Annotated in this window: 14 protein-coding genes; 4 read left to right on the top strand and 10 right to left on the bottom strand. The window is 72.5% G+C overall.

What is annotated here, in order from left to right:
• Positions 1–8: 8 nt before the first annotated feature.
• From V6U82_RS02420 to V6U82_RS02395, 6 genes are read right to left on the bottom strand one after another with little or no spacing between them, the layout of a single operon-like run.
• Positions 9–704, bottom strand: coding sequence for a LysE family translocator (locus tag V6U82_RS02420; protein WP_334458906.1), 696 nt, complete (start codon positions 702–704; stop codon positions 9–11).
• Positions 697–1,086 carry a hypothetical protein gene (locus V6U82_RS02415; protein ID WP_334458905.1) on the bottom strand — a complete coding sequence of 130 codons (390 nt, stop codon included), beginning with the start codon at positions 1,084–1,086 and terminating at the stop codon, positions 697–699. The genes V6U82_RS02420 and V6U82_RS02415 overlap by 8 nt, the downstream gene beginning before the upstream one ends.
• Positions 1,077–2,336, bottom strand: a complete 1,260-nt coding sequence (locus V6U82_RS02410; protein ID WP_334458904.1) for a lysine N(6)-hydroxylase/L-ornithine N(5)-oxygenase family protein — start codon at positions 2,334–2,336, stop codon at positions 1,077–1,079. The genes V6U82_RS02415 and V6U82_RS02410 overlap by 10 nt, the downstream gene beginning before the upstream one ends.
• Positions 2,336–3,379: an NAD(P)/FAD-dependent oxidoreductase gene (locus tag V6U82_RS02405; protein WP_334458903.1), complete on the bottom strand. Its 1,044-nt coding sequence runs from the start codon at positions 3,377–3,379 to the stop codon at positions 2,336–2,338. Before V6U82_RS02405 ends, V6U82_RS02410 begins: the two co-directional genes overlap by 1 nt.
• Positions 3,372–4,730, bottom strand: coding sequence for a class I tRNA ligase family protein (locus V6U82_RS02400; RefSeq protein WP_334458902.1), 1,359 nt, complete (start codon positions 4,728–4,730; stop codon positions 3,372–3,374). Before V6U82_RS02400 ends, V6U82_RS02405 begins: the two co-directional genes overlap by 8 nt.
• Positions 4,723–5,133: a cupin domain-containing protein gene (locus tag V6U82_RS02395; protein ID WP_334458899.1), complete on the bottom strand. Its 411-nt coding sequence runs from the start codon at positions 5,131–5,133 to the stop codon at positions 4,723–4,725. The genes V6U82_RS02400 and V6U82_RS02395 overlap by 8 nt, the downstream gene beginning before the upstream one ends.
• A gap of 315 nt (positions 5,134–5,448) precedes the next feature.
• On the opposite strand from V6U82_RS02395, the gene V6U82_RS02390 reads away from it, so the two are divergent.
• Positions 5,449–6,357 (top strand): NB-ARC domain-containing protein, encoded by a 909-nt coding sequence (locus V6U82_RS02390; RefSeq protein ID WP_334458898.1) that lies wholly within the window; start codon positions 5,449–5,451, stop codon positions 6,355–6,357.
• 24 nt (positions 6,358–6,381) lie between these two features.
• Here the strand turns inward: V6U82_RS02390 and V6U82_RS02385 are convergent, their stop codons facing one another.
• From V6U82_RS02385 to V6U82_RS02375, 3 genes are all read right to left on the bottom strand, one after another.
• Complete coding sequence (locus V6U82_RS02385; RefSeq protein WP_334458897.1) at positions 6,382–7,056, bottom strand: pyridoxamine 5'-phosphate oxidase family protein; 675 nt, start codon at positions 7,054–7,056, stop codon at positions 6,382–6,384.
• 65 nt (positions 7,057–7,121) lie between these two features.
• Complete coding sequence (locus V6U82_RS02380; protein WP_128136510.1) at positions 7,122–7,904, bottom strand: DUF2470 domain-containing protein; 783 nt, start codon at positions 7,902–7,904, stop codon at positions 7,122–7,124.
• A gap of 152 nt (positions 7,905–8,056) precedes the next feature.
• On the bottom strand, positions 8,057–8,353 hold the full coding sequence (locus V6U82_RS02375) for a DUF1540 domain-containing protein (protein ID WP_128136511.1): 297 nt from the start codon (positions 8,351–8,353) through the stop codon (positions 8,057–8,059).
• 593 nt (positions 8,354–8,946) lie between these two features.
• Here V6U82_RS02375 and V6U82_RS02370 point away from each other — a divergent pair.
• Positions 8,947–9,525 (top strand): VanZ family protein, encoded by a 579-nt coding sequence (locus V6U82_RS02370; protein ID WP_334458893.1) that lies wholly within the window; start codon positions 8,947–8,949, stop codon positions 9,523–9,525.
• A gap of 94 nt (positions 9,526–9,619) precedes the next feature.
• Here V6U82_RS02370 and V6U82_RS02365 read toward each other — a convergent pair whose 3' ends face one another.
• The gene (locus V6U82_RS02365; RefSeq protein ID WP_334458891.1) at positions 9,620–12,334 is read right to left on the bottom strand and encodes a sugar-binding protein; all 2,715 of its coding nucleotides are present in this window, start codon (positions 12,332–12,334) and stop codon (positions 9,620–9,622) included.
• Positions 12,335–12,858: 524 nt separating this feature from the next.
• Here V6U82_RS02365 and V6U82_RS02360 point away from each other — a divergent pair.
• Positions 12,859–14,007 carry an ROK family transcriptional regulator gene (locus V6U82_RS02360; protein ID WP_334458889.1) on the top strand — a complete coding sequence of 383 codons (1,149 nt, stop codon included), beginning with the start codon at positions 12,859–12,861 and terminating at the stop codon, positions 14,005–14,007.
• 196 nt (positions 14,008–14,203) lie between these two features.
• Positions 14,204–15,256 (top strand): extracellular solute-binding protein, encoded by a 1,053-nt coding sequence (locus V6U82_RS02355; protein ID WP_128136513.1) that lies wholly within the window; start codon positions 14,204–14,206, stop codon positions 15,254–15,256.
• Positions 15,257–15,275: the final 19 nt, after the last annotated feature.

The raw sequence follows: 15,275 nt of genomic DNA, 5'->3' as shown, positions 1-15,275 counted from the left end.
GGTGCGGCTCAGTGGCTCAGCGCGATCCGTACCGCCAGGACGATCAGGATCAGCCCGGTCAGCCGTTCGATCACCAGCAGCACCGACGGCCGGGTCAGCCAGGGCTGCAACCGGTCGATGAGCAGGATGTAGCAGGCCCACCAGAGCACCGCGAGGCCGATGAACGTGGCGGCCAGCACCGCCGTGCGGGCCGCCGCGCCGTCGCCGGGCTTGACGAACTGCGGCACGAACGAGACGTAGAAGACGACCACCTTGACGTTCAGCAGCTGGCTGGTGACGCCCATGACGAACGAGCGCCGCGCCACGTGCGGCTCGTCGGGGGCCGGGACGTCACGGACCGGCGCGGCGGCGTCCGTGCCGGCACCGGCCCCACCCGCGCCGACCGGGACCGGCTGCGCCACCGGGACGGTCCGGCGGGGCCGGGTGGCCCAGAGGATGGTGCCGCCCAGGTAGAGCAGGTACAGCGCACCGGCGACGCGCAGCACCGTGTAGAGCGCCGGCGAGGAGACCAGCAGGGCGGACAGGCCGGCGGTGGCGAGCGACGCGTGCACCAGGGCGGCGGCGAACAGCCCGGCCAGCACCACGAACCCGGCCCGCCGCCCGTACCGGACGGTCTGGCGGGTGACCAGGGCGAAGTCGACGCCCGGCACGATGATGATGAGCAGGCTCGCGGCGACGAAGCTGACGATCTGGATGTCAGACACGCTGCTCCTCCCTCGCCTCGACGCGGGCCGGGGCGGCCTCCTCGATCACCGAGACGCCGCTGTCGCGGCGCGGCCCGTGGCGGCGCCACTGCTCACGCAACCGGATCCGGCCGTCGGGCAGCCGCTCGGGCCGGGACTCGCACTCGCCGACCACGATGCTGCCGTCGGTGAGCACCTCCAGGTACGCGAAGCGCACCACACCCTGCGCGTCGCAGGTGCCGGCGAGCCGGCCGTGCCGTACCGGTCCGCCGGAGATCTCCGCCCAGACCAGATCGCCGCGCTGGTGGTAGTGCCCCCGCAGCGGGTCGGCGTCACCGGCGTGGTCGACGGAGACGAAGATCCGGTCGTCGTAGTCGAACGACGTCATCGCGCTCACGCCCATCGGGTGCTCAGGTAGTCGTCGCGGAACCGGCAGACGGTGCGGCCGGCGATCGAGTTGAGGATCATCGCGCTGCGGATCGGCAGGATGCTCAGGTTGGAGTCGACGAGCCCCTGGACGTACCGCCCCCGGTTCAGCACGAAGATCTTGTGGTCGTCGGCGTGCTTCCACCGGATCGAGTAGTCCGACTCGATGACCGGCTCGCCGCGCTCGTCCAGGTCGATCAGCGCGGTCAGCTCCGGGTCGAAGGGCAGCGGCGCCTGCCGGCGTCCCGCCGCGACGACCAGGTTCACCGCCCGGTGCCGTTCCTCGCCGCTGCCGGCGGTCAGGCACTCCAGTTCGACCTCCCCGTCGAGCTGCCGGGCGCCGGTCACGGTACGGCTCGGCATGATCGTCACCGGGAACCGGCCGGTGCGCAGCCGCTCCTCGTAGTTGTGCTGGTAGACGCCGCGCAACGTGCCCGGCGAGATGCCGTCGCTGGTCAGGATCTGGCCGGAGACGAGGCGTTCCCGCACGTCCCGGGAGAGGGTGAGGAACGCCTCCTGGTAGGCGGGCCGGTACAGGTCGTTCGCCGACGGCGAGTCCTCCAGCGGGGCGAACCACGACCGCCGCCCGATCCACCTGATGTCGCGGCACCCGCGGGTGAGCAGCGCCGCGACGCACTCCGCGCTGGTCTGGCCGCTGCCGATCACGATCCACGGCAGGTCCGGCTCGTCCGGCACGGTGGCGAGGCGCTGGTGCAGCTCGTCGGCGACGAACAGGTGCCGGGGGTCGAGGGCGTCCAGGAACTCCGGTACGAAGGGGACGGTTCCGCTGCCGAGCACCAGGTGCCGGGAACGGGCGACCTCCGCACCGCCGCTGCGGCTGACCAGCGCGCCGTCGAACTCGACCCGGTCGACGCGGGTGCCGTACGTGATGCGCGGCAGTTGACCCGCCGCCCACACCAGGTACTGCTGGTACTCGATCCGGGGGATGGTGTCGAACCCGGCGCCCAGCAGGGCGTACACCCGGCCGGTGGTGACCAGGTAGTTGAGGAACGACAGCGGGTGGGTCGGGTCGTAGAGCGAGACCAGGTCCTTGACCCAGCCGGTCTGCATGCGGACGCCGCTGTGCAGCATCCCGTCGTGCCAGCCCGGCCGGTCCCGGGCCTCGAACAACGCGATGTCGTGCGGCGCGAGGGTGTCGTACATCGCCGCGAGGCTCAGGTTCGCCGGCCCGGCGCCGATTCCCACTGTGTGATAGGTCTGCGTCATCAGTCTGCCTCTGTCTGGCCGTGGGGGACAGGGATCGCGGTTCGGGTGTTCAGCAGGGCGGTGGCGGCGAGCCGGCTGGCGGCCAGGACGGTCTTGGCGGCGCCGCCGCTGCCGCCGGTGAAGGTGTGCACCGTGCCGGCCACGTGGCGCAGGGCCAGGCCGGCGGGCGCGCTGTAGCAGTCGGCGGCACTGACCGCCGGGCCGGCCGGTCGCGGGTCCAGGCCGGGCAGCCGCTGTGCGGCCACCGCCCGGACCCGTGCCGCCAGCGCGGCGTCCGGCTCGGGGGCCGGCGGGTCGACGTCCCACCTGTCGCTCGGCAGCCCGAGCAGCACGCGCCCAGGGCCGGCCGGCCGGCCGTAGAGGCCGCTGGTCTCGTCCACGAAGCACGGCAGGTCACCGCGGGCGGTGACGTGGTGGGCGTACTGGATGTGTTTGGTGCGCAGCGAGGTCGGCCACCCGGCGGCGCGCAACAGCCGCGGGGTCCAGGCCCCGGCGGCCACGACGACGAGGTCGCCGGTGAGCCGGCGACCGTCGCGCAGCTCGACCGCGCGGTCGTCGAGGCGGGCCACCGGTGTCGTCTCGGTGCCGTCCAGGCCACGCAGGACGGTCCGGCGCAGCCGGTCCGGATCGAGGTAGCCGGCCCGGCGTTCCCAGATCCCCACGGTGCCGTCCGGGAGCCCGGCGAAACCGAACCGGTGGGCGACCTCGTCCCGGGTCAGCACCTCGGCGCCGTCCACGTCGGCCGCCGCGGGGGCGTCGAGCAGGTAGAGCGAGCCGGTCCGCCGCCAACCGGCCGCTGTCGCGAGGGACGGATCGGCCAGCAGCTCGGCGAGGCTCGCGGCGGCGAGGGACCGGGCGGCCGGATCGGGCTCGAAGGCCCGGACCAGCCCGCCGGACGCGGCCGTCGCGTCGGCGGGCCGCCCGTCCGGACCGGTGCCGTGCGGGCCGATCAGGACCGCGTCGGCGCCCGCGTCCCGCAGCCGCCGGGCCAGCAGGACGCCGCTCACGCCCGCGCCGACGACGAGCACGCGCGGCTCACCCATCCGAACCCGCCGGTTCCGTGCCGCCGACGACGCCGAGCAGGCGGGTCGCCCGCTCCGGCGCACCGGGGTACGCGGCCAGCGCCGCCCGGACCGCGGTGGCCGGGTCGAAGTGTTCCGGCCGTAGCGCCTGCTCGCCGCGCGTCAGCTCGGTGTCGGCCAGGACGCCGTCCAGGCCGGCGGTGGTGCCGGCCAGGGTCGCGGCGTACCGGGCGGCGAACGCCTCGTACGCCTCCGGGCGGAAGTCCGACTCGTAGCTGTCCGGCCGGTCCCAGCTCAGGAACGCCCGGACCACCGCCGGGTCCTCGGTGGACAGGAAGTCGTGTGCCCAGATCGCGTGCTCGCGGCTGGTGGAGAACTTGGCGCCGGTGAGCCGGTAGAACTCGTTGACCACCAGCCCGGTCGGCCGGTCGGGCAGCCCGGCGGCCAGGTGCAGGGCCGGGATGAGCAGCGCGTAGTAGAAGGCGTTGTCGATCCCGAGGAAGATCCACTGCTCGTCCACGTCGCGCCACGCGTCCAGGTACCCGGTCAGCGTGTCCGCGTCCGGCCGCAGGTGGCGGGCGGGCAGGACCAGGTTGGCCAATGCCATCTCGGCCCAGACGTCGATGCGCAGGCCGTCGTCCCACTCGATGCCCCAGTCCGACGGGTACGCCAACGGCACCTCGGGCAGCCCGCCGTCGAGATACGACGCGACGAGGCGCCGCAGCCGGGGCGGCAGCACCGCGCGGGACCAGAACTCGGCGAGCCGTTCCCGGTGCTCGTCCAGCCGCAGCACCGGCACCGTGCGGGTGACCGGTTCGGGCGCCGCGTCGCAGCAGGTCGAGCGCGCGTCGACGAGGTTCGCGGCGGTGCAGAAGCCGCCGCACCCCTCGCAGGTGCCGCCGTTCGCGCCGGCGCCGCAGGCCGGGCAGCGCCCGGCGACCCGGACGTGGTGCAGGGTCCGCCCGCAGGCCGCGCACGCGCGCAGCGACACCGGGGCGACCTCCACCACCTTCGCCTCCACCAGTTCGGTGAGCAGGCTCGCGACCGCCCGGCGGTAGCCCTCGTCGGCCAGCGGGTCGGCCATGACGTCGTACCGGACGCGCGCGGCGCGCAACGCGGCGTGGATCGACGAGCCGTACCGGGCGACCGTGTCGGCCGGGTTCTCGCCGTGCGCCTGCGCCCGGGCGAGCACGTAGTTCTGGTGCGCGTCCAGGCCGCACTGGGTCACCACCCGCCGGCCGGCGGCGCGCAGCGCCCGGGCCGCGATGTCCCCGGCGACGTACGGGCCGCTGAGGTGCCCGAGGTGCAGCGGCCCGTTCGGCGTCGGCGGCGGCGTCACCACCAGCACCACGCCGGTGGCGGCGTCAGTCACGGCCGGCTCCGTCGTCCGCACCGGCCTGCCCGCCGTCCGCACCGGCCTGCCCGCCCTGCCCGGCCTCGTCGGGCCGGGGCATCCAGTAGATGCTGAGGATGGTGAGCGGCTGCTCCGGCGAGGGGTTGTGGATGACGTGCCGCTGCTCGGGTTCGAGCAGGATCACGCCGCCGGTCGGCACCTCGACCTTCTCGCCGCCCGCCTCGTAGATGGCCGTGCCGCGGGTCACCACGGCGAACTCGACCTCGGGGTGGACGTCCTCGCTGCTGCTGCCACCGGGCGGGATCACGCACCACATGGCGTCGAACGGCAACGGGCCGAGATCGCGGTACTGCGTCCAGCGGCCGATCCGGATGCCGTACTCGTCGGTGAGTTCGGCGGTGTCGCTGACGTACCTTCGCATGTTCGTCCTCCTGGTCGGCGCGCTGCCCGCCGGGCCCGCGCCGGACGGATCTGAGGTTTGCGGAGAGTGACCGGAAGTGCTGCTTCTGCGACGCTGCACCGATGCCGGGAAGGGCCCGTCTCGTCGACCGTCGATTCGACTCCGGTCGATAGCGTCGGACCCACTGTGGACTTAACCTCGTCTGGCCAACAGGAGCTTCACCGGCAGATCACCGGCAATGTCGCCGCTGACTGCCCGCTCAGCGGCCGCGGCTTCGGTGGTCCACCGGCATGAATCCACCAGAACCGGTACGGAGACGACGCTGTGATCGGCTACATGGATACGTTGGGTCATGAAATCGCTACCGCGCGGCGACTGGCCAACCTCACCCAGGAGGAGTTGGCCGCCCGTACCGGACTGAGCGTGCGGAGCATCCGCAACCTGGAGTCGTCGCGGGTGACCCGGCCGCGGCCCGCGACCGTCCGGCTGCTCCGCGAGGTCCTCGGCCTGCCCGCCCACCCGGCGCCCTCGGCCCGGATCCGCCCCATGCAGCTGCCGCTGGAGATCCCCGGCTTCACCGGCCGTTCGGCACAACTGCGGCAACTCGACCGGCTGCTCGACGGCGGACCACGGCGGATGTCGAGCGTGGTCGTGTGCGTCCTGTCCGGCCGGTCCGGCATCGGCAAGACGGCGCTGGCGCTGCGCTGGGCACACCGGTCGGCCGCCCGGTTCGCCGACGGGGTGCTGCACGTCCAGCTCGGCGGCAGCGACCCGGGCAGAGCGGCGGTGGCCCCGGCGGAGGCGCTCGGCGGCCTCATCGAGGCGCTCGACGTACCCGGCGGCGTCCCGTGCGGTCCGGCGGCGCGCACCGGGCTCTACCGCAGCGCGCTCGCCGGACGCCGGATGCTCATCGTCCTCGACGACGCCCGCGACGCCGACCAGGTACGGCCGCTGCTGCCCGGCGTACCCGGCTGCATGGTGGTCGTGACCAGCCGGGACCGCCTCACCGGCCTGGTGGTCGGCGAGGCCGCGTGCCCGGTCGTGGTCGACGAACTGGCCGCCGGTGAGGCGTGGGACCTGCTGGCGGCGCGGCTCGGCGAGCGCCGCCTCACCGCCGAACGGCCGGCGGTGCGGGAGATCATCGCGCACTGCGCCGGGGTGCCCCGGGCGCTGGCAGTGGTGGCCGCCCGCGCGGCCGTCCAGCCCCGGCTGCCGCTCGCGGAGGTGGCCCGCCAGCTGCGCTAGCCGGATGGGGGGCCGCCCGGCCGGTCAGACCTGGTCGGCGCGGGTGCCGGCGCGCGCGGCCACGTGCGCCGGCACCGGCGTGGCCGGCGGCAGCGCCGGGTCGGTCACCGGCTGTTTCCAGCGCGCGACCAGCGGAAGCTCGCCGGCCCACAGCCCGAGGGCGGCGTCCGGGCCGTCCCCGTCGTCCGGCGGACCGCTGCGCGTCTTGACCGACGCCTCGGCCAGCGGAAGCGCCAGCAGCGCGGTGGCCGCCAGCTCCCGCCGGTTCGGCCGGCGGGCGTGGTCCCACTGCCCGGGGGCCACGTGCTCGGTCAGCAGCCGCAGGCCGTGCAGCTTCTCCTCGGCGTCGGTCACCCACCGGGGCCGGCCGTAGATCATCGCGCTGCGGTAGTTGATCCCGTGCTCGAACACCGAGCGCGCGAGGACCAGGCCGTCGACCACTGTGACCGTGACGCAGACGTCGGCGTCGGTGGTGAGGCTCCGGCTGGCCACCGAGCCGTGCAGGTAGAGGTGCCGGTCGTCGAAGCCGTAGACGGTCGGCACCACCATCGGGCCGCCGTCGACGAGCACTCCGAGATGGCAGACGAAGGCGGCCCGCAGCACGTCGAAGAGGGCGGCGCGGTCGCGGTGCCCCTTCTCCTTCATCCGGCGCAGGGTCGTACGCGGCGTGGCGGACAACCGCCCGTCGGTATCGGTCATGGCTGATCTCCTGTCGGCCCGGCCGTTTCTACCGGGTCGGGCCGCCCGCGGCAAGGACCGCGGGGCTAGGGGAGCAGCGTCCGCAGCGCCTCGGCCAGGCCGGAACCGGCAGTGATCGGGCGGGCGAAGGACAACCGGGTGTCGGTGTGACCGTCCGGCCGCTCCGCGCGCAGCACGATGCCCTCGGCGTCGAGCGCGACCGGGACGATCCGCGTCGCGTCGGCGGCGTCGACGAGCGCGGCGAGCCGGTCGAGGACGTCGCGGTGGCATCGCGTCAGGTGCGCGAGGTGGGCGGCCTCGCCGACGGCGATCGGATCCGGCCGGGCCGCACGGTACGCGCCGAGGTCCACCGCGACAGGGCCGGCGGCCCGGTCGAGGACGACCTCGTCCGGCGCGATCGCCCACAGCGCCACCGGGGGCAGGTCGAGCAGCGACATCACGGTGGCCGGATCGCAGGCGTCGAGGGCGGCCGGGTCGAACCGGCGGGCGGTGCCGAGGATCCGCAGCCGGGACCGCACCCGGGAGCGCACGGCGACCGGGGCGAGGTGGGTCACGTCGAGGCGTACCGCGCCGCGGTGGCCGCGAGCGGCGACCAGCAGGCCACCGGTGCGGCTCATCGCGTCGACCGCGAGGACGACCGTGCCGTCGGGAAGGAGGGCGTGGGCGGAGAGCAGATCGGCGGTGGCGTCGCCGAGCGTGAGCCGCAGCGAGGAGGCGGCGGTCAGCACGCACCGGGCGGCGACGGCGTCGCGGGGCGTGGAGGTGCCCGTACCGCCCGCCGACGGCCCTGCGGCGACCGGGACGACACCGGCCGGCGGAGCCGGACGCCCCGCGGGGTGCAACGCCATGTCTGTCTCCTCGGCCGGGAAGGGGTGAAGTCGGCCCAGGTCAGACGGTAGTAGGTAAGGCTTACCTGTGCAACGGCGGGTCGGGTGCCGCAGACGCGGTACGGGTCACGACGGTGACCGTCGTGACCCGTACGGACGTGCTGTCCGGTTTGTCAGGCGGGCTGGTAGGTGAGGCAGTCGCTGACCGTGGCGCCCGGACCGACCGTGATCGACTCGGCGGTGCAGGCGAGGTTGGTGTTGAACACGCACTCGGCCCGCGCGCACGCGCCCACCGCGCCGGTGACCTCCTTCATCCCGCCGCTGAGCGACGACTCGACGAACGTCGCGCAGGACGCCGCGTCGGCGGACGCCGCCACGGTGATCGCGGGAGCGTGACAGCCGTTGTCGTTGAAGCTGCACGCGGTGGCGGCGCATTCACGTACCGGCGGAGACTGCAACAGGGTCTTCATGGTGCCTCCAAGTCATGCGGGCCGGCGGACACGAACGGCCGGCCTCGTGGTGCTCGAATGCCATCTGGTATTTGCCGTGCGGCCCGGTCCTCAAACCGCCGGCCGCCAGTGAGGATCATGCTCACCTTAACAACGGAATGCGCGGTTGGCGGCCGTTAGGAGCCGTTTCCGCGCGGAATCCCGAACGACGAAGATAAGGCTTGCCTTGCTTAGGTGAGTCTTTCTTTACCAGCCGGTGGAGCGCGTGCGGATGGTGATCGTCGCTCGCCGCACCATGGCTCACCTGCGGATGTGTTCGCTGCCGCCACGCCCCGCCCTGGCGGAGCCGGTGGCCACGGTGGAATGGGTGAACGCGTGACGACAATGGCCTCGAAAGGACGGCACCATTCCGGCCGCGCCGAAATGCCGGCCGGGAAATCAGCGATCGACGGGGATTCGCCGCCGGCCCGGTGCCGGAATGCGAATCCGGTGACAGCGGGCACGGGCGCCGCGTACGCGATGCCGTCCGGGCCGGGGCCGCCGGTCGGCGCGGCCGTGGCACCCTGAGCGGACCGCGGGCCGGTGAGGACCTGGCGGATGGGAGCGGAGGCGGCGTGATCGAGGGGTGGCACGGCTGGTTCGGCACGATCAACGGGGTCGTGCTCCTCACCGTGGCCGCGTTGCCGGCGGCCGCGCTCGTGGTGTGGCTCCTGGCCCGCCGGCGCGGCGGCGCGGGTCCGGCCTGGCGGAGATCGCTGGCCGAGGTGGGCGTCGTCTACGGGACCGTGCCGTGGGTCTGGATGATCATGCTGCCGGGTGACGGTGCCGGAGTGGTCCCCGGCCGGGTGAGCCTGGTGCCGCTGCGGGACCTGCTCACCGTCCTCGCGAGCGGGCCGCTGACGGTGACGGTGCAGATCGTCGGCAACCTGCTGGTGTTCGCGGCGCTCGGGTTCTTCGCCCCGCTGCGGTTCGCGGCGCTGGCGTCGGTGCCGCGGATCCTGGCGCTCGCGGCCTGCTGCGCGGTCCTGGTCGAGGTGGCGCAGTACGTCCTGCGGCTGGACCGGGTGTCCTCGGTCGACGACGTCCTGCTCAACACCGCCGGCGCCGGGCTGGCCGCGCTGGCGTCGCGCCGCTGGTGGCGCGAGCCGGCCGAGGTGCCATCGGCCGCCACCGGCCCGGCGCCGGTTCGCTGAGCGGGCGCGGCGCAGGTGACGCGGACGGCACGACGGGCCGGGCCTGCCGGCCCGGCCCGTCGTGTGCGTCAGGTGGACGCGATCAGTCGTCCGCTCAGCAGATCTTCTTCGCCAGAGCGGTGGTGGCGCCGCCGTGCTCGTACGAGACGAGCAGCGAGGTGCCGGCCGGAAGCTTCCCGCTCAGCGGCAGGACGAGGGTGCCGTCCTTGCGCAGCTGGGCCTTGGCCTCCGCCACGACCCGGGTGCCGTCCCACAGGAAGGCCCGGGCGGTGCCGGCCTTCTTCACCTGCAGCTGCACGGACACCTTGCTCGCGCTGCGGGTGACCTTCTTGATCTTCACGGTGTTGTCCGCCAGCTTGGCGTAACCACCCGGTGCGACCCCGTCCGAGACGGACTGCAGCAGGGTCTGCGGCGAGTCGACGCTCAGCGCCGCCGTGTCGGGCATGATCGGGGCCTTCGGCGCCGACGGCTTCGCCGCCAGGTCCGGCAGCGTCGCGTTGCCCCAGCGCCACGGGTCGGCCCGCACACCGCTCCAGGTCGACCAGCCGACCCGGGTCTGCGCGGTCAGGTCCTGCGTGTCCGAGTCGTTGACCAGGATGTTCAGGCCCATCCGGTTCGGGTCGACGGCGTCCGGCAGCACGCTGAACGGAATCTTGACCTCGATCCGGTAACCCGTGTACGGGTTGCTGGTCACCACGGAGGCGATCTCCACACCCGGCGCGGTCTCCGGGCCGCCCTGGTGGTTGTCCCGCTCCCGGGCGAAGCACGGCGGGTTCCCGTTGGCCGGGTCGTTCGTGGCCGGGAAGAGCGCCATGTTGAACACGGTGGAGGTGTTCGCCGAGTTGCCGCGCGGGTCGATGCCGAACTCGATGTTGTCGTTACGCCGCGGACGCTTGCAGTCCTCCGGCGGCAGGACGGTGCCGAGCACATCATCGGTGATGGTGAAGATGGCGTACAGGGCGTCGTCGGTGTGGGTGAGCTGGGCGGTGCCGGAGATGTCCGACGCCGGGGCGGCGGTGCCCTCCCAGCGCGTCGAGATGTCGATGACCTCGCCGGTGTACTCGTGGTCGTGGCCGTGGCCGTCCACCGTCGGCGCGGTGGCGGCCTTCGGGATCGTGGTGACCGGGACCAGGTTGAACGCACCCGGCTCGCTCGCGCTGCCACCGGTGTAGCTGGTCTCGATCTGCACCCGGTACGCGCCGTTGTCCGGGGCCCGGTTGGCCGTCGGCAGCGACGTGTCGGTGTTGGTGACGGTGAACGTCACCGAGGTGCTGGCGCCCGGCTGGAGCCCGCTGTACGGCACCTGCTGCTCGGCCACCGAGAAGCCGGCGGGGACGTTCAGCTTGACCGCGCCGGACTCGACCCGGGTGCCGTGGTTGGTCAGGTTGACCTTGACGCTGCGGGTGCCACCGCTGGGGATGTTCAGCAGGGACTCGATGAGCGCGTCGAGCTGCTGGGTCTTGTTCCGCACGGTCCACGCGCGGAAGTCGGCGATCTCCTCCAGCGGCTCCAGGGTGCCGCGCACCGGCGCGGTGCCCTGAACCCGGGCGCTGCTGGTGCCGCTGCCGTCCTTCTTGCTGGTCAGCGTGGCGTCGATCTTGAAGCGGGTACCCACCTCGACCTGGGCGGGCGGCGTGACGGTGAAGGTCTTCACGACCTCCTTGCCCGGGGTCAGCGTGCCGACGTCGCCGTTGCCGCTGACCTTCCAGCCGGCCGGCACGTTCAGGGTGACCTTGGCGCCCGGAACGGCCTTCTCGGCGTACAGGACGGTGTCCACCTTGATGGGCTGACCCGCGACGGCCTCCCAGGTGCGCGGACGCACGTGGACCTCGGTGCCGAGCGGCAGGCCGCCGGGGGCGCGCAGGGTGGCGCCCTGCAGCGCGCCGGTGCCGGCACCGACGTTCGGGTCCGGGTACGGCGTGCGGGTGTCGATCAGCGTCAGCCGGTTGCAGCCGATGGCGTCGGGGTTGGTCGTCGGGAAGGAGCTGTTGCCCCAGCCCTGCGACACGTACTCCCGGCGGGCCCAGGTCTGGACCGTGTTCCACCGGTTGCCGTCGTGCCGCGCCGACTCGTACCCCTGCCAGGTGCCGAAGACGACGTTGCTGGCCTCGGCCGGCGTGAACGTGGTCTCGCAGGCGGGGCCGTTGCTGGAGGTGCCGCTGCCACCGGTCTGGAAGATGCGGGAGACCCGCCAGGGCTTGAGCCCCTCCTTCTTGATCTGCTCCGGGAACGCCTTCGGGTCGGCCGCCGCGTAGAAGGCTTCCACGGCCAGCATGGCCGCCTTCTGGTGGTTGCCGTGGTTGCCCTGGGTCGCCGAGGGGTTCATCGTGAGGATGACCTCGGGCTTGGTGGTCCGCAGGACCCGTACGATCCGGGACAGCGTCTCCTGGTGGCCCCAGACCTCCTCGGTCAGGGGGGCGCTGGCGGTGTACCAGAAGTCCAGCGCGTCCAGGTTGTAGATGTGCTCGACGCCGGCCCAGCCGACGGCCTTGCGCTCCTCGGCCTCCCGCAGGATGCCGAGCTCCGGGCCCTCCTCGAGACCGGTGGCGTTGCCACCGCCCTCGCCGCGGGTGGTGGTGATGACGCCGGCCTTCATGCCGTGATACTCGTTCCAGTATCCGAGCATGCCGAGCTGGCCGGCCTCGTCGTCCGGGTGGGCGCCGATGAACATGATGTCCAGGTCGACGGGCTTGTCGGACTTCTTGGCCTGGGGCTTCGGTGCTTGCTGGGGGTTGGCCTGGGCCGGAGTGGCCAGGCCCAACGACAGCAGACCGCACATGGCGATCGCTGCGCTGGTGCGCCATCTCATGGGCATACCTCTTCGTCTCGAAGCGAGAGTGCTGCGGCTGGGGACGGTCGGCCCGGCACGGGCCGGCTGACACGTGGCTCGTGCCGGGCCGTGATGCAGACAGCTGTCCACTGAGGACTGTCAGGTCCTCGGGGGTCGTGGTGCTCGACAACGGGATGGTGGTGCTCGCGCACCGTCACGGGGGTGAGCGGTACGCACGGTGGCGACGTCGGTCCACCGGAAGGCCTTCGGGCCGTAACCTAGGGATCTTGCGGAGGCGTCGTCAATAGCTCCGGACGACTTTCTTCCTTATCCGAATAAACGATCGTGCCTGCTCAGGGCGATCACCGGGAGGGCGGCCGTGGCGCGGGGACAGCCTTTGTCCAGGTTTGGCACCCCAATGTGGACCACAGGGCTCGGTTTTGCGCGTCATGTCGGGCTGGCCCCGGCCCGACCGGCTTGTCGGTCGCAGAATTCTCCCTGGTCGGAAGACCGAGATCATCTCGTTACTTGACGGCAGAATTTTTTCTCACTAGGAAGAAAGTGTGTCTGACAAAGCCCCGACCAGCCCGGTCAGCCGTGAGCGGTCCCGTGAGATCAAGCGTCTCTCGGTGATCTTGGCCGCCCGGCAGGCCCGGCGGCTGTCCCGCGTGGACCTGGCCGAGATGACCGGTCTCTCGGCGGCCACCGTGACCGCGCTCGTGCGGGAACTCGTCGCCGAGGGCTACCTCATCGAACGCGGGCCCGGCGCGCCCACCACCGGCCGGCCCCGCGAGATGCTGGAGTTCAACCCCCGCGCCGAGCTGGTCGCGGCGGTGTCGCTGGAGCCGCCCCGGATCAGCTGCGAGATCGCCGACAGTGAGGGCGCGGTCATCGCGCACCGCGTCGCCCGGCTCGGCGCGAACGTGGTGGAGACCGTCTGCGAGTTCGTCCTCGACCTGGTCGGCGACAACCTCCCGTCGCTTCGCGGCGTCGCGATCGCGGTGCCCGGGGTGTCCAGCAACGGGGCGGTACGCCTCGCGCCGTCGGTCGGACTGGTCGAGGCGTGGCCGATCGGCGAATCGGTGCAACGGCGGCTCGGCGTACCAGTGGTCGTGGACAACGACGTCAACCTGATGGCCGCCGGCGAATGCGTCGCCGGCGCCGGCGCGGACGTCGCCAACCTGCTGCTGATCCACGTCGCCGACGGCATCGGCGCCGGCCTCGTGCTCGACGGCAAGGTCCGCCGCGGCGCCAGCGGAGCCGCGGGCGAGGTCGGCTTCCTGCCGCTGGGTGGCGCGACCGAGCGCCGCTACAGCGGCGTCGGCGAGTTCGAGGCCCGGTGGTCGGTCAACGCCATCGCGGAGCGGGTCGTCGCGCTCAACCCGGGCCGCCGGCCCGAGTCGCCGGTACGGGAGCTGAGCCGGCTCGCCGCGACGTCGGCGCCGGCCCGCAGCTACCTCGACGAGGTCCTCGGCGCCTGGGCCGGGCTCATCCTCTCCTGCGCCTGTGTGGTCGATCCGGGGCTGGTGCTGCTCAGCGGCGCCGCGGCGGAACTCGACGACCCGGCGCTCGACCAGCTCCAGACCCTCGTCTCCGCCCGGACCCCGGCACCCACCGAGGTGCGCCGGGCCACCCTCGGCGACCAGGCCGTGCTGCACGGAGCGATCAGCTACGCGCTCTCGGCAGCGGTGCCCCGCCCCTCGCTTCCCTGACCGAACCCGGCCCCCCGACGACCCCCGACCCCGACCTCGCACCCACCACCCACGTCACCGAACGCCGTCGCGGCGACCCGCGTCCGTACCCACTGACGACAGGTCGCGGCGCGATGCGTCGCGCCCTGGTACGGCGCGACGCGCTGATCTTCCTTCCCCGCTTCCGACAGTTCCCCCGCGAAAAATGGAGGTACCAATGAAACGTCGTTTGGCCCTGGCCGTCGCGTTCAGCGCGCTGCTGGCCGTCAGTGCGTGCGGCAGCAGCGACGACGACAAGGACACCGGCTCCTCCGGCTCCGCGTCGGCCGAGAAGGTCGTCATCTACAGCGCCCGCGACAAGTCGGTCACCGACTACGTCGTCGAGCAGTTCACGACCAAGAACCCCGAGTACAAGGGCAAGGTCGAGGTGCTCAACATGGGCGCCCAGGAGGTGCTCGAGCGGGTCCGCGCCGAGAAGGCCAACCCGCAGGCGTCGGTCTGGTGGGGCGGCACCCAGCAGGGCCTCGCCGCCGGCGCGTCCGAGGGTCTGCTGGAGTCCTGGCAGCCGTCGTTCGCCTCGAAGATCGACGCGCGGTACAAGGACGCCGAGGGCCGCTGGTTCGGCGAGATCCTGCTGCCCGAGGTCATCATGTACAACAACAAGGCGCTGACCCCGGAGACCGCGCCGAAGGACTGGGACGACCTGGTCGACCCGAAGTGGAAAGACAAGATCATCATCCGGGACGTGGCCGCCTCCGGCACCATGCGCTCGATCTACGCCTCGATGATCCAGCGCTACACCGCCGACGGGTCCAACCCGCAGCCCGGCTACGACTGGCTGCGCAAGCTCGACGCCAACACCGTCGAGTACGCCGCCAACCCCAGCGACCTCTACCTGAAGATGTCGCGTGAGCAGGGCGTGGTGAGCGCCTGGAACCTCCAGGACATCCTGCTCCAGGCCAACGAGAAGATGCCGTTCGGCTACGTCATGCCGGCCTCCGGCGCCCCGGTGCTCGTCGACGGCGTGGCCGCGGTCAAGGGCGGCAACAGCGAGGGCGCGAAGAAGTTCCTCGAATTCCTGTTCGACGACTCGCTGCGGGCCAGCCTGGCCAAGGACTACTTCCAGATCCCCGCTGTCGACATCGCCGAGAAGCCCGAGTGGCTGACCAAGCTCGACCTCAAGCCGATGGACGTCGACTGGGACGTGATCGGCAAGAACGAGACCGCCTGGATCACCCACTGGAACGCCCAGATCAAGGGCAAGGGCTAAGACGCTCGGAACCGGGCCG

This window comes from Micromonospora sp. CPCC 205554 (assembly GCF_036902745.1).
GTDB lineage: Bacteria > Actinomycetota > Actinomycetes > Mycobacteriales > Micromonosporaceae > Micromonospora > Micromonospora tulbaghiae.
Note: the sequence above shows the minus strand (reverse complement) of the source record. Positions and strands in the feature narration are given on the sequence as shown.